Origin of the sequence: Cloacibacterium normanense, assembly GCF_002943105.1 — a bacterium.
In the GTDB taxonomy this organism is placed as follows: domain Bacteria; phylum Bacteroidota; class Bacteroidia; order Flavobacteriales; family Weeksellaceae; genus Cloacibacterium.
On record NZ_PTPZ01000003.1, the window covers coordinates 263425 to 284426 of the forward strand.

The following is a 21002-nucleotide window of genomic DNA, read 5'->3' on the forward strand; positions in this document are numbered from 1 at the left end:
TTAATTATAACTTTTCATACAAAACTATGCCAAATTCTGAATCTATAGAAACTTTTCCGTTGGTAACTTTTGCGGTTTTTCCACTATAAGCGTCTCTTAATCTCGTTCCGTTCTCGAAAATTCCTGCTACAGAAATTTCTTTTACGCCAGGATTTAAGTCCAAACCAACTAAAACTTTGTCGTCTTTATAAGTTCTGGTAAACCAATACGGTGAGTTAGAAACCATCTGATGTTTTCCAGCGCCTACTGCTGCGTGATTTCTACGGAACTGACCTAGTTTTTGCCAATGTGTTAATACTTTTTGGGTTTCAGGATTGTTTTTCACCTCGTCCCAATTCATATTGCTTCTTAGGTTGGCATCACCAATTGCACCTTCCACGATTAATTTTCTAGCGGTTTCGTCGCCGTAATAAACTTGCGAAATTCCTGGAGCGAGTAGAAGTTTTGTTCCCGCTTCGTAATTTCTTTTTCTTTCTTTGTCAAAAGGTCCGCCATCATCGTGAGAAGAAATATAGTTCATTACGGTGTTTCCAGAAAGGTCTGTGTGCAAAATTTGATCATAATTGCTGAAGATTTCTTCATAAGATTTATTGGCATCTCCTTTGAAATCGAAATTAATTAAAGAATTCAATCCGTTTTGGTAATAATTGACTTTTTTGTCTCCAAAATCATACAATCTTTTCTGAGAAATTCCGTAACCATAAAGTTCTCCAATGGTGAAGAATGGTGAGTTGTCTAGAATTTTTTTAGGATTGTTTAATTTATATTCAGCAAAAGCAAGGTCGCAAACTTTTTTGAAATCTTTCCAAACGTCTTCATTAGTGTGTTTCAGCGTGTCTATTCTGTAACCATCGATTCCATATTTTACGATATAATCAGCAAGCCATTTCATAATGTAATATTTAGGCGCTCTCGGAAATCCTGTTTTCACGAAAAATACATTTAGTTCAGACATTTCTTTTTCGTAACGGCCTTCTTTTCTCCATTTTTGTTCTAACATTGGCGGAAGTCCTACATTTTCATCACTTTCAGTAATTACATCTGGTAAATTTTTAACCAAAGTACAAGCGGTGGTCATTTCATAAGAATTGTAAGTACATTGTGGTTCTGTTCTTACCCATTTGTTAGGATATTCTGGGTCTGCATAAGTAACGGGGCCAGTGTGATTAATCACGGCGTCTAATACGATTCTTATTCCGTTTTGGTGCGCTTTTTCTACCAATTCTTTCAAATCTTCTTCAGTTCCAAAGTTTGGGTCAAGAGCGGTCCAATCTTTAGTCCAATATCCATGAAAAGCATAAGTAAGACCTGTTCCTTCGTCTGTAGCTCCGTGAATTTGTTCTACAATTGGAGTAAGCCAAATCGCGTTAATTCCTAATTTATTGAAATAACCTTCATCTATTTTTTGAATAACACCTCTTATATCGCCACCTTCGAAACCTCTTAAAACAGCTGCTTTTTCGGTTCTATTGAAATTAACATCATTGTCAGGATTTCCATTATTGAATCTATCGGTCACTGCGAAATATACATTGGCTCCTTTCCAATCAAACGATGATGGAGTTGTGGTATTTTGTGATGCGCAACTTGCTAAAAAAGCGAATGCGGAAGCTAAAACTATTTTTTTCATAAAGAATCTTATTATTTGTAATGAAAGCAATTTTAAGGCTAAATTTCTTTAACTCAAAAAAATGGCGGCATAAATTTAAGGAATATTCACGGAAAGCGGCTATCAAAAGGAATGAAATTTTTCAGGTTGTAAATTCGTGAAAACTTAATTTGGCGATACGGTTTTTTACAATTACCTTTGTAAAAATCTAATAAAAAATTCTAAAAATTTATGTCAACTTACGTTGTTGTTGGTCTTCAATTTGGAGATGAAGGTAAAGGAAAAATTACCGATGTTCTTTCAGCTAAATCAGATTATGTAGTTCGTTTTCAAGGTGGTGACAATGCTGGTCACACTGTTTATGTAGGCGAAGATAAGTTTGTGCTACACTTGCTTCCTTCTGGAGTTTTACAATGCAAAGGAAAATGTATTATTGCGAATGGAGTAGTGGTAAATCCTAAAGCTTTTTTACGAGAAATAGGACAGCTAGAAGCTAAAGGTTATAAAACTGACCATGTCTTTATCAGCAGAAGAGCGCATGTAATTATGCCTTATCATATCATGCTCGATACTTACAGAGAAGAAGAATTGGGCGGAACGCAGATTGGAACTACCAAGAAAGGAATCGGACCTTGTTATGAAGACAAAATAGCGAGAGTAGGAATCAGAATGATTGACCTCTTGAATCCAGAAGTTTTAAAAGAAAAAATTGAGAAAAATCTTAAAATTAAAAACAATCTTTTCGAAAAATATTTTGGAAAACCAGCCATGAGTTTTGACGAAATTTACAATGAATTTTTAGAAATTGGAAAACAACTTCAAGATAGAATTGTAGATACAGAATTAGAATTGAACGAAGCGATTCGTGATAATAAAAATATCCTTTTTGAAGGAGCACAAGCATTAATGCTTGATATAGATTTCGGTACTTATCCTTACGTAACTTCTTCTTCGCCTTCTACAGGTGGAGTTTGTACAGGAGCAGGAGTTCCGCCAACTTCTTTACAGAATTTAATTGGGGTTTCCAAAGCGTATACTACTAGAGTTGGTCACGGTCCTTTTCCAACAGAATTAGATAATGATTTAGGAGAGCACATTAGAAAAGTGGGGCATGAATACGGAGCAACTACAGGAAGACCAAGAAGAACGGGTTGGTTAGACTTAGTAGCGCTGAAACACGCTTGTATGATTAATGGTATCAATAATTTAGTGATTACTAAATTAGATGTTCTTACAGGAATTGATACTTTGAAAATTGCTACGCATTATAAAACTGAAGACGGAAAAATTATTGATTATTTCACTTCTTCTACTACGAAATTATACGATTACGAAGCAATCTACACAGATTTACCAGGTTGGACAGAAGATATTACTACGGCTAGAACTTTTGATGAATTGCCGGAAAACGCTAAGAAATATATTGGATTTATCGAGGAATATCTAGGAATTAATGTATACTTGGTATCTGTAGGTCCAGAAAGAAGTCAAAACATTATTAGAAAAGAATTATTCTAATCATAATTGATATAAAATATTGAAAATCACGCTTTTGGCGTGATTTTTTATTTTAAAATTGTGTTATTTTCATTGAAAACAAATAAAACATTGAATTTTAAATAATTTTTTGGCAAGGTAATTGAATTACTCTAATTACTTTTTGCAAGAAGATAAAAAATTAATAATCGTGTTTGAAATTTGTTTAATCTAAAAAATCACACAATGAGCAAAAATTTCTTTACTTATGACCCGCATCAAGCGCTGAACGAAGTTGTTTTCGAGAAGAGAAACAAAGAATATGGAGCGTATGCTCTACGAAACGAAGCTAATGTCGTTCTAAAAAAGGCTTTATTTATAGGAGTTGGATTATTTGGTCTTTTAGCAATGACGCCATTACTTATTAATACGCTAAAACCTAAAGCCGCAGAAACTCCTGTATTTGTACCTATCAATCTAAAAAATGTAGATAGACCAGACGATAGAATAGAAAAACCAGAACCTAGAGTTATTCCTCCGAAAGCTCCAGTTCAGGTAAAAACGCAAAGTTTAACTCCTCCAACTCCAACCAGAGACGCTGTAAAAGAGGAGACCATTAATCAAAAAGTAGAAGATGCCGTAATTTCTACGACTACAACTCCGGGAGTTGCTGTTACCAATCCTAATCAGCATATAGCTACTGGAACAGAAAACGGAAAAGAAATTGTAAAAGAAACTACTAAACCTAATCCAAATGACATCATAAGAGATGTAGATGTAGAAGCAGATTTCATCGGAGGAGTTAATGCTTTTAGAACAAAAGTTTTACAAAATTTTGATTCTAGTGTCATCGAAAATGAAACAGGAGAGGTGGTAAAAGCAGTCGTAACTTTCGTAGTAGAAAGAGACGGAACGATTTCTAATATTAAAGTTTCTGGAGCGAATACAGATTTTAATAAAGAAGCAGAAAAAACGATAAAAGGAATTAAAGGAAAATGGAATCCTGCAAAATTTCAAGGCGAAAATGTTCGTTCTTATTTTAGATTCCCTATTTCTATGCAGTTCGAATAATCATCTAGAATATTTAATTTCTACTTTGTCTTAATCGATAGCAATTCATTTAATTATCCACATTTTCTAAAAATTGTGGATAATTTTTTTATGCTTTAACCCATTAATTCACAATAGTTTAATATTTTTGACAGTTATTAACATTCAACCGAATGACTATTTATTGTATTTTTGGAAACTAATTCATTTTTATGGGAAAAATTATTGGAGTTGCCAATCAGAAAGGAGGCGTAGGTAAAACCACTACTGCAGTGAATTTAGCAGCTGCGCTTGGCGTTTTAGAGAAAAAAGTTTTATTAATCGATGCAGATCCACAGGCTAATGCTACCTCTGGTTTAGGAATAGAAGAAGTGAATTTTTCTACCTATAATTTATTGGAGCACAGTGCAGATGTGAAAGATTGTATCCAGAAAACTTCATCTCCAAATCTAGACCTTGTACCTTCTCATATTGATTTGGTAGCAGCGGAAATTGAGTTAGTAGACCGTGACAAGAGAGAATATATGCTCAAAAAAGCATTAGAAGAGGTGAAATCTGAGTATGACTACATCATCATCGATTGTGCACCGAGTTTAGGTCTTATTACGGTAAATGCACTTACTGCTGCAGATTCTGTAATCATCCCAATTCAGTGTGAATATTTTGCCTTGGAAGGTTTAGGCAAATTATTGAACACCGTGAAAAATGTTCAGAAAATTCACAATTATGATTTAGACATCGAAGGTTTATTACTTACGATGTACGATTCTAGATTAAGACTTTCTAACCAAGTGGTAGAAGAAGTGAATACGCATTTCCCAGAAATGGTTTTCGAAACGGTAATTTCTAGAAATGTAAGACTTTCTGAAGCGCCAAGTTTCGGAGAAAGCATCTTGATGTACGATGCCGAAAGCAAAGGTGCAATTCAATACATTCAACTCGCAGAAGAAGTACTTCTGAAAAACGAAAAATTACAAAAAGCATAACATTTTTAGAATTGAGAAGAAATTTTGTTTGTTCTCATGACTAATGACTTATCATACAATATGAAAGACAAAAAAAGAGCAATGGGACGTGGTTTGGGTGCTATTTTAAGTGCCGAAAGCAAAAGTAACATTAATTCTGCAACAGATACAGGAGCCGAAAAATTAGTAGGAAATATGGTAGAAGTAGCATTAGAAGATATTTATCCTAATGCAACTCAGCCTAGAACTTATTTTGATGAAACTGCCCTTAATGAATTGGCTCAATCGATAAAAAATCTTGGAGTCATTCAACCTATCACTTTAAGAAAAGATGGTGATAAATTTGAAATTATCTCTGGGGAAAGACGTTACAGAGCTTCTAAAATAGCTGGTCTTACTTCTATTCCTGCTTACATAAGACTGGTAAATGACCAAGAATTGCTAGAAATGGCTTTGGTAGAAAATATCCAGCGCGAAGATTTAGATGCCATAGAAGTAGCACTTACTTATCAAAGATTATTAGAAGAAATAGGTCTTACTCAAGAAAATTTAAGTTCTAGAGTAGGGAAAGAAAGAAGTACCATTACGAATTCTATTCGTTTGTTGAGGTTAAGTCCAGAAATACAAAATGCGATTAGAAGCGGCGAGATTTCTGCAGGCCATGGTAGAGCAATCATCAGTGTAGAAGATGCTGAACTTCAACAAGAACTTTTCAAAAGAATCATCAAAGAAGGATTAAACGTAAGACAAGCTGAAAAAGCAGCTTCAGAACTTAAAAATCCTAAAAAATCTATCCAAAAAACTGAAAAAGAACTTCCGAATCATTTAAGAAAAGTAGAAAAATCACTGGCCGATGTTTTAGAAGTTGGGGTAGAAATAAAATCTTCAGGAAAAGGAAAAAAAGGGAAAATCATCCTTGATTTCAATAACGAAGATGAACTGAACAAAATCCTTTCACATTTTAATTAATGAGAGCAGTTTACTCCATCATATTATTGTTGTTCTTTGGGTTGTTTTTTTCTCAAGAAATTAAACCTTTTGACACCATCAAAACCGAAAAACAGGTAGTTGAGGAAATAGAAAAAGCCAACGTAAGCACCATTCAAAAATACAATCCTACAAAAGCAGGGTTGTATTCTGCTGTTTTTCCGGGCCTTGGTCAGTACTACAACAAGAAATATTGGAAAATCCCAATTGTTTGGGGAGCTGTAGGAACTGGAGTAGGGATTATTGTGTATAATGATAAGCAATATCGCCGTTATAGAACTGCGTTTTTAGCAGAATTAAATGGTCAACCTCACGAGTTTGATGATTTACCTTATGTAGACGCTACGGTTCTAGGAAATACACAAGACAGAGCCAAAAGACAAAGAGATTACGCCATCGCCATTACCGGAGTTTTATATATTTTAAATATTGTAGATGCGGTAGTAGATGCACACTTATACGACCAAAAGAAAGACCCAGATTTAGCCATTAAACCTACCATTATTTACGATGATTTAGGGGTAGCAAATGGTAAAGCTGGATTGTCTTTGAGTTTTAGATTTTAAAAATTAAAAAAATGAAAATAGCATTAGTTGGTTACGGAAAAATGGGCAAAATCATTGATGAAATTGCCACAAAAAGAGGACATGAAGTTGTAGCAAGATTAAACGAAACGCCTACCAAAGAAAATCTGAACAATCCAGATGTAGTTATAGAATTTTCGCAGCCAGAAGTAGCTTTTAGCAATATAAAAACCTGTTTAGAAAATAAAATTCCAGTAGTTTGTGGAACTACAGGTTGGCTAGAACAAAAACCAGCCATCGAAAAAATAGCTTTAGAAAATGGAACAGGATTCTTATATGGTTCTAATTTTAGTTTAGGCGTGAATCTTTTCTTTGCATTAAATGAAAATTTAGCGAAACTGATGCAGAAATTCAGTGATGATTATACCTGTCAACTCGAAGAAATTCACCACGTTCATAAAAAAGATGCACCAAGTGGAACTGCAATTTCTATTGCGGAAGGAATCTTCAAACATTCTGACTATAATTCTTGGAAATTAGACGAAACTGAAGGGGAATCTCTAGGAATTGAGGCAATAAGAGAAGGAGAAGTACCTGGAACACACAGCGTTTATTATCGTTCAGAAGTAGACGAAATCGAAATAAAACATACTGCTTATAATAGAAATGGTTTTGCATTAGGTGCAGTAATTGCTGCAGAATGGTTGCCAGGAAAAGTAGGAAATTTTGGAATGAAAGAAGTTTTAGGACTTTAATCTGAGTTTAAACCTTGAGCCTTAATGTAACAAATCACGAATTACATTACTAATTACACATCACATATTAATCATAGAAAATGGATTACATCTTACAATATTCTATTTTTATACTGATTTTATCAGTTTTACTAGGACTTTCGTCTTTTAAATTATATCAAAAAATGGGTTACAAAGGCTGGGAAGCTTTTGTTCCTTTTTATAATTACTACATCATTCAGAAAGAAGTAGGCGAACCAAAATGGTGGGTTATCTTGGCTTATTTGCCAATTGTAGGACCTATTATGATGACTGTTTTCCATTTGTTTTTGATGAAAAAATTTGGAAGAACTTCAGTGTTAGAACAAATTCTTACTGCGTTGCTTCCTTTTATTTATTTGGCGTATTCGTCTTATTTTCAGTTGAATAAAGTAGACAGATTTGCGGTAGATGATCCAAAAGCCAAAAAGGAATCTTTCTTAGGTTCTATTACTTTTGCAGTGGTTTTTGCTACGATTATTCACGCTTTTGTTACCCAACCATTTGCCATTCCTACAGGTTCTATGGAAAGAACTTTATTGGTAGGAGATTTCTTATTCGTAAACAAATGGAGTTATGGTTACAGAATGCCAATGAGACCAGTTGCTTTCCCCTTTTTGCAGGGGACCATTATGGATACTCAGAAAGATGGAAATCCTAAGAATGATCCGAAATCTTATGTAGATGCTGTTAAATTGCCTTATTTTAGAATTGGTGAATTCAAAAAGCCTAAGAAAAATGATATTGTAGTTTTCAATTATCCGGGAGATTCCGTGCATACTGCGATAGATAGAAAAGATCCATACGTAAAACGTTGTGTAGCGGTAGGTGGTGATGTGGTTGAAATGAGAGCCGGGAATTTATACATCAATGGCAAACCAGAAGTTCAAATGGCAGATGCCGAAGTTCAGCGTTCATATACCATTTATACACGTTCAGAAATAGACATCGATTATTTATGGAAAAATCTTGCCTATTTACCGATTACTGATGAAGGTGAAACCAAAGACGGATTGCATTATTATCAGTTTCAAGGGTTGACTAAAGATTTATTGGCTCAAATTAAAGCCATTCCAGAATTTGTAAAAGCTGAAGAAGTTTTAGGCGAAAAAGGAAAAGGAGCAATTTCTTACTATCCAGTTTTAGATGAAAACGGTCAATATGTAAACGATGGAACGGGACATGCTTTAATGTCTAAAAAAGTTGACATTTCTCAATCTATTTTCCCGATTAATAAACCTTGGAACCAAGATTGGTACGGACCGCTCACTATTCCTAAAAAAGGAGATGTGATTACCATTACTCAAGAAAATTTACCAGAATATAAAAAACTGATCACAGAATTTGAAGGGAATATTTTAGAATTCAAAGGGGGTAAATTCTATATCAATGGTGCTCAAACCGATAAATATACCGTAAAACAAGACTATTATTTTATGATGGGAGATAACAGAGATGCTTCTCTGGATGCTCGTTTCTTTGGTTTTGTTCCAGAGACGCATATTGTAGGAAGCCCGATGTTTACTTGGCTTAGTTTACAAGGAACTTTTGACGAAGGTCCTAAAAAAGTAAGATGGGAACGTATGTTTAAAGCAACTAACACTGGTGAAAAAGAAAAAACGTCTTATTGGTGGGTTGCAGCTGCAATTTTAATCTTATTCTTCGGTTGGGAATTTTTTGTAAAACTTTTCAAAGGGAAAAATAAAGAAGAAGAGTAGAATTTTATAGAAATTTGAAAAATTGACATACCCTTTTTGCGTTCAAAACGCAGAAAGGGTTTTTTGATATAATCACATTTATTTTTTTAACTTTGGACACTCAATTTTAGAATGAAAATGAAAACGTTATTACCTATATTTTATTTGCCACCAGTTTCTTGGTTTGCAGAATTTTTAAAAGACGAAAACGAAATTCTTCTGGAGCAGCATGAGAATTTTCCGAAACAAACCTACAGAAGCAGATGCAATATTTACGGTGCAAATGGTAAATTGGTGCTCATTTTGCCGATTCATCATAACGGAAAACGTGCGATGAAAGATTTAGAGCTTTCTTATGCCGAAGATTGGCAAAAACTCCACTGGAAATCTATTAAAATCGCTTACCAAAGTTCGCCATATTTCGAGTATTATGAAGATAAGTTGAAGCAGATTTTCTCGGTACAGCCTACATCTCTTATTGAATTTAATCTCAATGCTTTGAAAATCATTCTTCAAATTTTAAAAGTTGAAAAAGACTATTCTCTCACCACGGAATTCGAGAAAACACCAAATGCAGTAGATTTAAGAGAGTGTTTTTCAGCCAAAAAAGATTCAGAATATTATTTGCCAGAATATTACCAAACATTTAGTGATAAATTAGGATTTATTAAAGATTTATCAATACTAGATGTGGTTTGTAACATTGGCCCAGAATCTGCTACGTATATTAAAAAAGTAACTCAATCCATACAAAATATATCATAATGAAAAGAATAATCATTGCAGCTGCATTTTTAGCAGGATTCCATTTTGGTTTTTCGCAAGAAGCCAAAACTGATGATAAAGATTTGATGACTTGGTATCACAAAGATTTTTCTACAACAAATGTTTACGGAGTCAATACAAAAAACGCATATAAATTTTTTGAATCAAAAGGTCTAAAGCCTAAAACGGTAGTGGTAGGGGTAATAGACAGTGGGATAGAAGTAGACCACCCTGGTTTAATAAAAAATATGTGGAAAAACGTAAACGAAGTTCCTAATAATGGTAAAGATGATGATGGGAACGGTTATATAGATGATGTTTACGGCTGGAACTTTATCGGAGGTAAAGATGGAGATGTAGATGTTGACAATTTAGAAATAACGAGAGTTGTAAAACAATACAAACCTGTTTTTGAAGGGGCGAGTTCAGAAGTGAATAAAGCCAATCAAGCAAAAATGCCTACAGAATTTGAGATGTATCTTCGTGCAAAGGATATGTACAATAAAAAAAGTGTAGAAGCTAAACAGCAGTTTCAGTTTTATTCAGAATTTGCAAAAGTGATTCCTAGTGTAGCAGCTACTTTAAAAGGGAAAACCCTGACTAAAGAAAATTTAGATGCTATCAAACCAACTACACAAGAAGAAGCGAGAAATCTTTCGATTTTAAGTCAAGTAGTAAATGATCCTGCTATGGTTGGGAAATCTCAAGCAGAAGTAGAAGAATTTTTAAATAAAGAAATCAAAGGAGCTTTAGAATATTTCGAACCTCAAGCTACAAAACAATATAACTTAGATTTTGATCCTAGAGCAATTGTAGGAGATAATTATCAAGACAAAAAAGAGAAATTCTACGGAAATAACCATTACGAAGGTCCAGATGCACAACACGGAACTCACGTTGCGGGAATTATCGCAGGTTATCCTCAAGGAAATGAAGTGCAATACGGAGTTGCCTATAAAGTGGCAAAAATTATGACGGTAAGAGCGGTTCCAAACGGTGATGAGCGTGATAAAGACGTGGCAAACTCTATTCGTTATGCGGTAGATAATGGTGCTAAAGTCATTAATATGAGCTTCGGGAAAGCAGTTTCTCCTGAAAAAGAATTGGTTTGGGAAGCGTTTCAATATGCTAAAGACAAAGGCGTTCTATTGGTAAAAGCTGCCGGAAACGAAAACGAAGATATTCAAGAAAATCCTTATTTTCCTACTAATTTTAAATCTACTAAAGACGAAAAACCTTTCATTAACAATATGATTGTAGTAGGTGCAAGTACCAATAATAATGAATTTTTAAGAGCTGGATTCTCTAATTTTAACCAAAAAATGGTGAATGTTTTTGCGCCTGGTGATAAAATTTATTCTACCGTTCCAGAGGGTAAATATGAATATTTACAAGGAACTTCTATGGCTTCGCCTGTTGTAGCGGGAGCTTCTGCAGTTTTATTGGCTTACATGCCTAATTTGAAACCAGAACAAGTAATAGAATCTCTAGTAAAATCGGTGAATAAGTCGGAGGTAAATGCAATGTTGCCTACCAATACCAACAATAGATTTGATTTGATTTCTGAATCTGGAGGAGTGATAGACTTATACAAAGCAGCACAATACGCTTATACACATTTCTACAAAGCGGCTCCTGCAAAGCCAGTGAAAAAAGCGGTAGTGAAAAAGAAAAAAGTAGTTAGAAAAAAATAATTCATCATACTAATGAATTGAAAGGCTGTTTTTTACAGCCTTTTTTATTTGTCGAATTCTAAGAAAAGTTTATAAGATTATCATATTGGCACAGTTTTTACAATTAACTTCATAACTTTACATTCATAAATAACAACGAAATTTAAGTAAAAGATGAAAAAAGTACTATTGACTCTAGCTCTCGGCTCATTATTTGCCGTTTCTTGCTCTTCTGTGAAAAAAGCAGAAAGTGCTCAAACTTCTAGAGCAGAATTTTTAAAAATGAAAGGTGATTGGGAAATTACCAGTGTAAATTATGATAAAGGATATCAAATAAAGCCTTTTGATGAAGGAGCAGATGCTCAGTGTTTCGTAGGAAGTCATTGGAGACTTATCCCGAATAATTATTCTGGAGCGTATACCATAAAAGGTGGTGGAAACTGTCCTACAGTTACTCAACCTATTAAATTTGAAGTAACCAGAGATAATGAATTTAAATTCAAGAAATTAGTAGCAGATACTAAAGCTAAAAATGTAACAGCGGGTTATATTTTACAAATCGAAAAACAAGATACAGACAACTTTACCTTAGTTCAAAGCGTTCCTTTTGAAGGAAATGTAATTAAAGTATATTACAATTTTGTAAGAACAGGAATGGAACAAAAATAACTTTTTAAAATTTAAAAAAATTATGAAACTTATCAATAAATCAAGCGTAGCAGCATTATTTTTATCATCAGCAATGGTGTTGACAAGTTGTGAAGCGATTCAGAATGCTAATAATACTCAAAAAGGTGCCGTAATTGGTACGGCAGCAGGTGCTGTTTTAGGCGCTGTAATCGGGAATAATGCAGGAAAAGGCGGTAACGCTCCTCAAGGTGCCGTTTTAGGCGGTGTAGTGGGTGGAGTAGTTGGTGGAGTAATCGGTAATAAAATGGATAAACAAGCCAAAGAAATTAAAGAAGCTTTACCAGGAGCAGAAGTAGTAAGAGTAAATGAAGGAATAAGAGTTATACTATCAGAAAATACAGTAAACTTTGATTTTGATTCATCTAATCTTACTTCGGTTGCTAAAACCAACTTAAACAAATTAGCTGGTGTGCTTAAAAACAATCCTGATACCAATATCAATATTTACGGACATACGGATTCTAGAGGAACTGATGAATACAACCAGAGCTTATCCGAAAGAAGAGCAAATTCTGTAGTGAGTTACTTAGTTTCTCTGGGGTTGGCAAAATCTAGATTATATGCAATGGGAGTTGGCGAAAGAGAGCCAGTTGCAGACAATAATACGGAAGCGGGTAGAGCTAAAAACCGTAGAGTAGAATTTGCCATTACCGCAAATGAAGAAATGATTAAAGATGCTCAATCAGAAACGAAATAACTAGATTTATTTATACTCTAAAATCGCCTTTTTTACAAGGCGATTTTTTATTTTTTTATTCTTAAATTTGTCTAGATAATATTTTTAATGAGTAAATTTCTTAAGCTTTTAAGGATAGAGCAATGGGTAAAAAATCTTTTTGTCTTTACTCCGATTTTTTTTTCAGGGAATGTGATGCATGTAGACTTAACTTTGAAAAGTTTATTTGCTTTTCTAGTTTTTTCTTTTACAGCTAGCTCCATTTATATATTGAATGATTATACAGACATAGAATCAGACAAAAAACATCCAGAAAAATGCAAAAGACCATTAGCAAGTGGCGCCATTTCTAAAACCGCAGCTAAAATTATTTTTGTACTTCTTATTTTATCTGTTGTTTTATTGGTTTTCTTTGGTGCAGACTATTTTCATAAGAATTTTACCAAATTTTCTATCATCATTGCTTCCTATTTCTTCATGAATATAGCTTATACTTTTAAGCTAAAACACGTGGCCATTATAGATGTTTCTATTATAGCATTAGGTTTTGTTTTTAGAGTTTTAGCGGGAGGTTATGCTACAGGAATTGCAGTGTCACAATGGGCAATCTTATTAACATTTGTCTTAGCATTAGTTCTAGCCATTGGCAAAAGAAGAGGAGAGTTAATAAACGCCGAAATTTCTGGGAAAACCAGAAAAGCATTAGACGGCTATAACGTACAATTTGCAGATATTGCCCTTTCTATTTCGGTGACATTGGCAATTGTTTGTTATCTTATGTTTACCTTAACTCCTGAAGTTCAAGAAAAATTCGGGGTAAGAGTTTTTTATACGGTTTTGTTCGTCGTTTTTGCTTTTTTAAGGTATTTACAACAAACTTTGGTGTATAATAAAACCGAATCTCCTACTAAAATTGTCTACAAAGACAGATATATACAGATAACCATTCTCATTTGGCTAATAGCATTTTTGTTATTAATATATTTAAAAAAATGAAACCAAATTTCGTGAAAAATGTTTCTACTTGGGGCAATCATCCCATAGTAAACAAGCTCTTCAAAGCTGAAGAAGACTACCATAAAATAAGAGAATTTCTTAGACAAAATAACGAAGTTATTGCGTATGGTAACGGAAGATGTTATGGAGATGCCGCGTTGGCAGATGCTATGTTTTCTACAAGGAAATTAAATAAATTCATCAGTTTTGACCGTTTAAATGGAATAATAGAGTGTGAATCTGGCGTTCTGATTTCAGAAATTTTAGAAGTCATTATTAAGCAAGGTTACTTTTTAATCATTACCCCAGGAACTAAATTTATCACCCTTGGAGGAGCTATTGCTTCTAATATTCATGGGAAAAATCATCATCTAGAAGGAAGTTTTGTAGAAAGCGTGATTGAGTTTAAAATGATGGTAGAAGATGGTGAAATCATTACCTGTTCTAGAGAAGAAAATGCAGAGAAATTTTGGGCTACTTTCGGAGCAATGGGACTTACTGGAATTATTCTTTCGGCAAAAATTAAACTCAAAAATATAGAATCAGCTTACATTCGTCAAGAGTCAATAAAAGCGGAAAATTTAGACGAAATCTTCCAACTTTTCGAAGAATCAGTAGACTGGACGTATACCGTAGCTTGGATAGATTGCTTGCAAAAAGGTAAAAACATTGGAAGAAGTATTTTAATGAGAGGAGAGTTTGCATTGAGAGGAGAGTTACCACAAAAATGGCAAGAAAATCCATTGAGATTAAAGAAAAAATTAAGTCCTACTATTCCGTTTTATTTTCCAAGTTTTGTATTGAATAGTTTTTCCGTAAGAGCTTTTAACTTTTTATATTTCAATAAACAAAGACAGAAAGTAGTTAAAAATTTCATAGACTACGAAACTTTTTTCTATCCTCTTGATGCGATTAATGACTGGAATAAAATCTACGGAAAAGGTGGTTTTATTCAATATCAAATGGTAATACCAAAGGAAAAAGGAAAAGAAGGCATGAAAAAAATACTAGAAACCATTGGTAGAAGTGGGCAAGGTTCTTTTTTAGCAGTTCTTAAACTTTTTGGCAAAGGAAATCCAGAAGCGTATAATTCTTTCCCTTTTGAAGGCTACACGCTTGCTTTAGACTTTAAAATAAACAGAGAATTAAGACAATTGGTAGATAATTTAGATAAAATTGTAGAAGAATTTGGCGGTAGAATTTATTTGACCAAAGACAGCATGAGTAAACCTTCACTCACCAATTATCTGAAAAATGTAGACAGTTCTAAATTTGTTTCGCTGCAAAGCAAAAGAATAAAAAGAGGTTCTTAATAAAAAAAACTAAATCATTCATAACTAATTCATTACATATGATTATTCTTGGTTCCACATCAGAAGTTGCACAAGCATTTGTAGAAAAAGCATTAATTGCTGGTGAAAAATTTCCTAAAATTTATCTGGTTACTTCTAGCCGAGAAACCACAGAACGTTTTGCTCAACATATTGATGTGAAATTTCTACAGCCATCAGAAATCATAGAATTGGATTTGACTCAAGAAATCAATTATTCTGTTTTTGAAAATGTAGACTCAGATTTGCTTTTCTGTGCCACTGGTTATTTAGGTTTGGGAACCGAAGATGGTTTGTATGATGATAAAAACACCGAGAAAATCATCGATATTAATTACGCAAAATTGGTTCCTGTAATCAATTATTTTGCTAAAAAAATGGAAAGCAAAAGAAGCGGAAACATCATCGCGCTTTCATCTGTAGCAGGAGATAGAGGTAGACAGAGCAATTTTATTTACGGAAGTGCAAAAGCTGCTTTTACCGCCTATTTAAGTGGATTGAGAAATTATCTTTTTTCTAAAAAAGTTCATGTAATGACGGTAAAGCCAGGTTTTATGGAAACCAAAATGACCGAAGGTTTACCACTCAATCCAAAACTTACTGCAACACCAAAACAAGCGGCAGAATGCATTTATAAAGCCTATAAAAAACAAAAAAATGTAGTGTATGTTTTGCCAATTTGGAGATTAATCATGCTCATCATCATTCATATTCCTGAGTTTATTTTTAAGAAATTGAAACTGTAAGTGAAACAAAAAATATTGTATAAATCAAATCCAATTTCTATTATGAATGTATTTTTCGTAATAGGAATTGTTTTTTGTGGTTTAATGATAAAACTTGCTTTAAATTCATTTATTTCTCAAAATAATGAAGTTTTTAAAATTTCCAACACAGTAGAATTTTATTCTTTTTTAGCAATAATTATTGGTTTTTTGGTTATTATTTTGGGTGCATTATTTTATTTACTCAAAATTCAAATTTTAACATTAACTAATGAACATTTAGTTTTATCATATCTTTTTTTTCCATATAAAATAAAAATAAAGTTTGATGATATAAAACAAATTAGACAAATTTCAAAAGAGGTTAAAACTTCTGGAACTCTTTTTTCAGAAGGAACTCATATTACAAATTCGTTTAAAACGTATATAGATTTAGAAAACGGAAAGTCTATTAAAACTTATGCCTTGAATAAATATGAATATCAAGAGGTTTTAAAATTAATAAGAAAACTAAAAACAGGCGAAGGTAAACTAGAAGATTGGAAATTACCAAGAATTCTATATTTTATTGAAAATATTTCTGCATTTTTGTTTTTAATATTAGCTTTAGTTTTGATTACAGGATTATCAAACGCTGTGTTCTTTAACAACTAAATTTATTAAATTCGCCAGCGAATACTTAATGTTTCTTAAGAATTTAATGTATTCTTAATGTTTTAATAATAATTTGATGAAAAAACTATATCTATTTGATTTTGATGGAACACTTACGTACAAAGACACCATGTTTTTGTATCTACAGTTTTACAATGAAAAAAAATATTTCTGGAATTTTTTGAAACATATTCCGCTATTTATTTTGGTAAAATTGCATTTGGCGAATGCAGAAAAAGTGAAGAAAAGTTTCATCAGTTCTATTCTAAAAGGCGAAAGAGAAGAAAAAATTAATAGAGTTTCTCAAGATTTTGCTGAGAAATTTTATCCGGAAATCATCAGAGAAAACGCTTTAGAATTTATCGAAAATATTGATAAAGAAAACACAGAAAGTTACTTAATAACCGCTTCTCTTGATATTTGGGTAAAACCTTTTGCCAAAAAAATGGGAATGAAACTTTTGGCTACAGAAGCCCGTTTCGAAAACGGAATTTTCACTGGGCATTTCAAAACTAGAAATAACAATGGTAAAGAAAAAGTAAACCGAATTAAAAGAGAAATAGAAGGCAAAAAGTACGATAAAATCATCGCTTTTGGGGATACTTCTGGAGATTTGCCTATGCTTTCTCTCGCTCACGAATCTCATTACAGATTTTTTCATTAATTTCGTTGCGTTAAATTCTAAAATGGAGAAATTAAGATTTTCTGTCTTAATGCTCACAAATATTTCCTAAAAATGACACAGATATATTTAGATAATGCTGCTACCACACCACTTTTAGACGAAGTGATAGATGCAATGGTAGTGGTTATGAAAAACAATTTCGGGAATCCTTCTTCTACACATACCCTTGGTCAAGAAGCCAAAACAATTCTAGAAGAAACCCGTAGAAAAATTGCCCATGAACTCCATGTTTCCCCCGCAGAAATTATCTACACTTCTTGCGGAACGGAAGCTAATAATTTAATTCTGAAATCTGCGGTAGAAGATTTAAAAATCGAAAGAATCATTACCACAGAACTAGAACATAAATGTGTAGCAGAATCGGTAGAAAATCTCAGAAATTCTAAAAACATAGAAGTAATTTACCTCAATGTCAATGAAAAAGGAGATGTAGATATAAACCAATTGCAAGAACTTTTGAAATCTTCAGATAAAAAGACTTTGGTGAGTTTAATGCACGCCAATAATGAAATTGGTAATCTTTTAGACTTGGATAATGTTGCAAATATTTGCAAAGATAACGGAGCGTATTTCCATTCAGATACGGTTCAAACGATGGCACATTTACCTTTGGATTTTTCTAAAACTTTGGTAGATTTTGCGAGTTGTAGTGCTCACAAATTCCATGGACCAAAAGGTGCAGGTTTTGCTTTCATCAGAAAATCTACGCACTTAAAAGCTCAAATTCATGGTGGAACTCAAGAACGAAATTTAAGAGCTGGAACTGAAAACGTGGTAGGAATTGCAGGATTAGGAAAGGCATTTGAAATTGCGACTGACAATTTAGAAAAATTCTCTTCTCATATTCAAGAAATCAAGGATTACGCCATCCAAAGGCTTTCAGAGAAAATTCCGGGAATTCTTTTTAATGGAAGAAGTGCAGAAAGTGATAAAAGTCTTTACACAGTATTAAGTGTGTCTCTTCCTTCACAAAATCCTTTGATTGGTCTGCAGCTAGATATGAAAGGAATTGCAGTTTCACAAGGAAGTGCATGTAGTTCTGGAGCGGCAAAACCATCATCTGTACTTTCTAAAATTTTAAGTGAAGAAACCCAGCAAAACACCACTCCGCTTAGAATATCTTTTTCTCATAAAACCACAAAAGAAGAAATAGATGCGCTAGTTAATGCATTGGTGGAAATCTTGCGATTATAGAAAAAGATAATGGTTCGCATAGACAATACTTTTAAAAATTTGGCAAGAATATTGTAAATTTGTAACCTGAAATCAATAAATAATTAGAAACAAATATTAAAGAATTATGGCAGTAGAATTAACAGACAGCAACTTTCAAGAATTGGTATTAAATTCAGATAAACCAGTATTAGTAGATTTTTGGGCAGCTTGGTGTGGACCATGTAGAATGCTTGGGCCAATCATTGAAGAACTTCATGATGATTTCCAAGGAAAAGCGATTGTAGGAAAAGTAGATGTAGATAATAATCAACAAGTATCTATGGATTACGGAATCAGAAATATCCCTACTGTTTTGATTTTTAAGAACGGAGAAGTAGTAGATAAATTCGTTGGAGTAGCTCCTAAAGCGGCTATTGCAGAGAAATTAAATGCATACTTGTAAAAATAATATAATTGAAAATGAATGCTTTCCGTTTTGGAGAGCATTTTTTTTATAAAAATATTTGCAGTATTCAAGAAAAGTTGTAATTTTGCCATCACGAAAAAAGAGCAATGTTCTTTAATTAAAAGATCCGGTAGTTCAGTTGGTTAGAATGCCGCCCTGTCACGGCGGAGGTCGCGGGTTCGAGTCCCGTCCGGATCGCAAAAAGTTTATCAATTACTTTTCAAAAAATTGATCCGGTAGTTCAGTTGGTTAGAATGCCGCCCTGTCACGGCGGAGGTCGCGGGTTCGAGTCCCGTCCGGATCGCATTTAAAAATGCAATTTGCAACAAAACCCTTTAAATCTTTAGATCTAAAGGGTTTTTTGTTTATCTGGACTTTCAAAGTTTATTAATAATTCTCAATATGTGGGTGTCTTTTTCGGTGTCACCTATTTTTAAGAACCTTTTCAAAAGACCCCGATTTCTAATCTTTTTAGTGAAAAATTTCTATAAAATTTCACTTTAAAAGAAAGAGGTTTTCTGTTGGAAAATATAGGTGTCTTTCAAATATGGAGACCCCTAATTTATCAAAATAACAGACCCCTAATCTTGTTTTATCCCAGTATTGATGGGAGTTCATATTTTGAACATCTTGTAGGTACAATAGAGCTAGTTTAATTTTAACCTATAAGTCACCACTATGAACACTAAGTTATCTATTCTCTTTTATATTAAAAGAGCAAAGTCTAATTCAGACGGAAAATCACCAATTTATTTACGTATTACTGTTGATGGTAAAAGAACAGAATTTAGCATCAAAAGATTTGTCGAGCCAGAGAAATGGAGTACCGTTCAAAACAAAATGAAAGGTAATTCCGAAGAAGCAAGAACAATCAACACTTATCTGGATATATTAAAGTCTCGAATTTACGAGATACAAAAGGATTTAATACACTCTGGAAAGCTTGTCAATGGTCAAGTAATAAAAAACATTCTTTTGGGGGTAAATGAAAGAAAAAGAACACTCATTCCAATCTTTGAAGAGCACAATGATAGAATGAAAGCACTTATTGGAAAAGAGTTTGCAAAAGGTACATATACGAGATATAAAACTTGCCTAAGTCACACCAAAGAATTCTTACACTGGAAGTATAATGTTTCAGATATTGAAATTGAGGAAATAGACCATGCTTTTATAGCAGATTTTGAATTTTACTTAAGAACTGAAAAAGCCTGTGCTAATAATTCTGCTGTGAAATACATTAAAAATTTTGGAAAAATAATTAGAATATGTTTAGCGAATAAATGGCTTAAATATGATCCATTCATAAGTTACAATTCAAAATTTATAGTTGTAGATAGAAGCTTCTTAGATGAAGATGAAATTCAAAAACTATCTGAAAAGAACTTAGAAATAGAAAGAATTTCACAAGTAAGAGATATATTTTTATTCAGTTGTTATACAGGTTTGGCATACATAGATACTAAAAATCTTAAGCATTCTAATATTGGGGTAGGTATTGATGGTAACAAATGGATTTTTACATGTAGACAAAAAACAAAATCACTCTCAAATATACCCTTGTTGCCAAAGGCGGAGGAAATAATTGAAAAGTACAAAAACCACCCATATTGTAAAATAACTGGTAGTTTATTACCAGTGTTGAGCAATCAAAAAATGAATGCTTATCTGAAAGAAATTGCAGACTTATGTGGTATTAATAAAGAGCTCACATTCCACATTGCTCGTCATACATTCGCAACCACTGTAACATTATCAAATGGAGTTCCCATAGAAAGCGTGAGTAAGATGTTAGGGCATAAGAGCATAAAAACCACCCAACACTACGCCAAAATCCTAGATTCCAAAGTCAGCAACGACATGAATATCTTAAAAGAAAAATTAGCTCAAAAAGAACTAAAAATGAAGATTTCTTAATCTTCATTTTCTTTTTGGTGAAAATCCAAACAAATAAATCCAAGCCATTTATAGCAACTTTAATATGTTTTATATCAAAATTGATATATATTCTCAAATTGATAACATATCGTTATTAATATTTAATTAATGATAATCATTTGATAATGAATTGCTAATAAAATCCATTTATAGTTGTTGAAAATATT

20 protein-coding genes and 2 tRNA genes are annotated in these 21002 nt (G+C 33.1%); 21 read left to right on the forward strand and 1 reads right to left on the reverse strand.

Annotation, left to right across the window (positions count from 1 at the left end):
* Positions 1–4 precede the first annotated feature (4 nt).
* On the reverse strand, positions 5–1630 hold the full coding sequence (locus C3729_RS06715) for an alpha-amylase family glycosyl hydrolase (RefSeq protein WP_104793448.1): 1626 nt from the start codon (positions 1628–1630) through the stop codon (positions 5–7).
* Between the two features lie 210 nt (positions 1631–1840).
* Between C3729_RS06715 and C3729_RS06720 the strand changes: the two genes are divergently transcribed.
* The 21 genes from C3729_RS06720 to C3729_RS06820 all read left to right on the forward strand — a co-directional run bounded on the left by C3729_RS06720 (position 1841) and on the right by C3729_RS06820 (position 20814).
* Positions 1841–3127 carry an adenylosuccinate synthase gene (locus tag C3729_RS06720; RefSeq protein ID WP_069797639.1) on the forward strand — a complete coding sequence of 429 codons (1287 nt, stop codon included), beginning with the start codon at positions 1841–1843 and terminating at the stop codon, positions 3125–3127.
* 204 nt (positions 3128–3331) lie between these two features.
* A complete protein-coding gene (locus C3729_RS06725; RefSeq protein ID WP_104793449.1) occupies positions 3332–4156 on the forward strand; it encodes an energy transducer TonB in 825 nt (274 codons plus the stop codon).
* A 191-nt stretch (positions 4157–4347) separates the two neighbouring features.
* Positions 4348–5121, forward strand: a complete 774-nt coding sequence (locus tag C3729_RS06730; RefSeq protein ID WP_104793450.1) for a ParA family protein — start codon at positions 4348–4350, stop codon at positions 5119–5121.
* Positions 5122–5181: 60 nt separating this feature from the next.
* Positions 5182–6069, forward strand: a complete 888-nt coding sequence (locus C3729_RS06735; RefSeq protein WP_104793451.1) for a ParB/RepB/Spo0J family partition protein — start codon at positions 5182–5184, stop codon at positions 6067–6069.
* Complete coding sequence (locus tag C3729_RS06740; RefSeq protein ID WP_069797647.1) at positions 6069–6653, forward strand: DUF5683 domain-containing protein; 585 nt, start codon at positions 6069–6071, stop codon at positions 6651–6653. Before C3729_RS06735 ends, C3729_RS06740 begins: the two co-directional genes overlap by 1 nt.
* Before the next feature lie 11 nt (positions 6654–6664).
* Positions 6665–7366, forward strand: coding sequence for a 4-hydroxy-tetrahydrodipicolinate reductase (gene dapB / locus C3729_RS06745; RefSeq protein ID WP_104793452.1), 702 nt, complete (start codon positions 6665–6667; stop codon positions 7364–7366).
* Between the two features lie 80 nt (positions 7367–7446).
* Positions 7447–9102, forward strand: a complete 1656-nt coding sequence (gene lepB / locus C3729_RS06750; protein WP_104793453.1) for a signal peptidase I — start codon at positions 7447–7449, stop codon at positions 9100–9102.
* Positions 9103–9219: 117 nt separating this feature from the next.
* Entirely contained in the window at positions 9220–9846 is a 627-nt protein-coding gene (locus tag C3729_RS06755) for a WbqC family protein (protein ID WP_104793624.1), read from the forward strand.
* The gene (locus tag C3729_RS06760; RefSeq protein WP_104793454.1) at positions 9846–11540 is read left to right on the forward strand and encodes a S8 family serine peptidase; all 1695 of its coding nucleotides are present in this window, start codon (positions 9846–9848) and stop codon (positions 11538–11540) included. The genes C3729_RS06755 and C3729_RS06760 overlap by 1 nt, the downstream gene beginning before the upstream one ends.
* 153 nt (positions 11541–11693) lie before the next feature.
* On the forward strand, positions 11694–12188 hold the full coding sequence (locus tag C3729_RS06765) for a lipocalin family protein (protein WP_104793455.1): 495 nt from the start codon (positions 11694–11696) through the stop codon (positions 12186–12188).
* 22 nt (positions 12189–12210) lie between these two features.
* Entirely contained in the window at positions 12211–12906 is a 696-nt protein-coding gene (locus C3729_RS06770; RefSeq protein ID WP_104793456.1) for an OmpA family protein, read from the forward strand.
* A gap of 87 nt (positions 12907–12993) precedes the next feature.
* Complete coding sequence (locus C3729_RS06775; protein WP_104793457.1) at positions 12994–13881, forward strand: decaprenyl-phosphate phosphoribosyltransferase; 888 nt, start codon at positions 12994–12996, stop codon at positions 13879–13881.
* Positions 13878–15194, forward strand: coding sequence for an FAD-dependent oxidoreductase (locus tag C3729_RS06780; RefSeq protein WP_104793625.1), 1317 nt, complete (start codon positions 13878–13880; stop codon positions 15192–15194). The genes C3729_RS06775 and C3729_RS06780 overlap by 4 nt, the downstream gene beginning before the upstream one ends.
* A gap of 38 nt (positions 15195–15232) precedes the next feature.
* A complete protein-coding gene (locus C3729_RS06785) occupies positions 15233–15958 on the forward strand; it encodes an SDR family NAD(P)-dependent oxidoreductase (protein WP_104793458.1) in 726 nt (241 codons plus the stop codon).
* On the forward strand, positions 15959–16591 hold the full coding sequence (locus tag C3729_RS06790; protein WP_104793459.1) for a hypothetical protein: 633 nt from the start codon (positions 15959–15961) through the stop codon (positions 16589–16591).
* Between the two features lie 76 nt (positions 16592–16667).
* A complete protein-coding gene (locus tag C3729_RS06795) occupies positions 16668–17255 on the forward strand; it encodes an HAD family hydrolase (RefSeq protein WP_104793460.1) in 588 nt (195 codons plus the stop codon).
* A 72-nt stretch (positions 17256–17327) separates the two neighbouring features.
* The gene (locus tag C3729_RS06800) at positions 17328–18470 is read left to right on the forward strand and encodes a cysteine desulfurase family protein (RefSeq protein ID WP_104793461.1); all 1143 of its coding nucleotides are present in this window, start codon (positions 17328–17330) and stop codon (positions 18468–18470) included.
* A gap of 106 nt (positions 18471–18576) precedes the next feature.
* Complete coding sequence (gene trxA, locus C3729_RS06805) at positions 18577–18894, forward strand: thioredoxin (protein ID WP_069797670.1); 318 nt, start codon at positions 18577–18579, stop codon at positions 18892–18894.
* A 127-nt stretch (positions 18895–19021) separates the two neighbouring features.
* Positions 19022–19095, forward strand: a tRNA-Asp gene (locus tag C3729_RS06810).
* Between the two features lie 32 nt (positions 19096–19127).
* Positions 19128–19201, forward strand: a tRNA-Asp gene (locus C3729_RS06815).
* A gap of 374 nt (positions 19202–19575) precedes the next feature.
* Positions 19576–20814 carry a site-specific integrase gene (locus tag C3729_RS06820; RefSeq protein ID WP_104793462.1) on the forward strand — a complete coding sequence of 413 codons (1239 nt, stop codon included), beginning with the start codon at positions 19576–19578 and terminating at the stop codon, positions 20812–20814.
* Positions 20815–21002 lie beyond the last annotated feature (188 nt).

Bases quoted from the DNA above. Each gene is read 5' to 3' on its own strand.
- C3729_RS06720 (WP_069797639.1), top strand. From the start codon at position 1,841: ATGTCAACTTACGTTGTTGTTGGTCTTCAATTTGGAGATGAAGGTAAA.
- C3729_RS06760 (WP_104793454.1), top strand. From the start codon at position 9,846: ATGAAAAGAATAATCATTGCAGCTGCATTTTTAGCAGGATTCCATTTT.
- C3729_RS06795 (WP_104793460.1), top strand. From the start codon at position 16,668: ATGAAAAAACTATATCTATTTGATTTTGATGGAACACTTACGTACAAA.
- C3729_RS06800 (WP_104793461.1), top strand. From the start codon at position 17,328: ATGACACAGATATATTTAGATAATGCTGCTACCACACCACTTTTAGAC.
- C3729_RS06780 (WP_104793625.1), top strand. From the start codon at position 13,878: ATGAAACCAAATTTCGTGAAAAATGTTTCTACTTGGGGCAATCATCCC.
- trxA (WP_069797670.1), top strand. From the start codon at position 18,577: ATGGCAGTAGAATTAACAGACAGCAACTTTCAAGAATTGGTATTAAAT.
- C3729_RS06785 (WP_104793458.1), top strand. From the start codon at position 15,233: ATGATTATTCTTGGTTCCACATCAGAAGTTGCACAAGCATTTGTAGAA.
- C3729_RS06725 (WP_104793449.1), top strand. From the start codon at position 3,332: ATGAGCAAAAATTTCTTTACTTATGACCCGCATCAAGCGCTGAACGAA.
- lepB (WP_104793453.1), top strand. From the start codon at position 7,447: ATGGATTACATCTTACAATATTCTATTTTTATACTGATTTTATCAGTT.
- C3729_RS06730 (WP_104793450.1), top strand. From the start codon at position 4,348: ATGGGAAAAATTATTGGAGTTGCCAATCAGAAAGGAGGCGTAGGTAAA.
- C3729_RS06765 (WP_104793455.1), top strand. From the start codon at position 11,694: ATGAAAAAAGTACTATTGACTCTAGCTCTCGGCTCATTATTTGCCGTT.
- C3729_RS06735 (WP_104793451.1), top strand. From the start codon at position 5,182: ATGAAAGACAAAAAAAGAGCAATGGGACGTGGTTTGGGTGCTATTTTA.
- C3729_RS06820 (WP_104793462.1), top strand. From the start codon at position 19,576: ATGAACACTAAGTTATCTATTCTCTTTTATATTAAAAGAGCAAAGTCT.
- C3729_RS06775 (WP_104793457.1), top strand. From the start codon at position 12,994: ATGAGTAAATTTCTTAAGCTTTTAAGGATAGAGCAATGGGTAAAAAAT.
- C3729_RS06755 (WP_104793624.1), top strand. From the start codon at position 9,220: ATGAAAACGTTATTACCTATATTTTATTTGCCACCAGTTTCTTGGTTT.
- dapB (WP_104793452.1), top strand. From the start codon at position 6,665: ATGAAAATAGCATTAGTTGGTTACGGAAAAATGGGCAAAATCATTGAT.
- C3729_RS06770 (WP_104793456.1), top strand. From the start codon at position 12,211: ATGAAACTTATCAATAAATCAAGCGTAGCAGCATTATTTTTATCATCA.
- C3729_RS06740 (WP_069797647.1), top strand. From the start codon at position 6,069: ATGAGAGCAGTTTACTCCATCATATTATTGTTGTTCTTTGGGTTGTTT.
- C3729_RS06715 (WP_104793448.1), bottom strand. From the start codon at position 1,630: ATGAAAAAAATAGTTTTAGCTTCCGCATTCGCTTTTTTAGCAAGTTGC.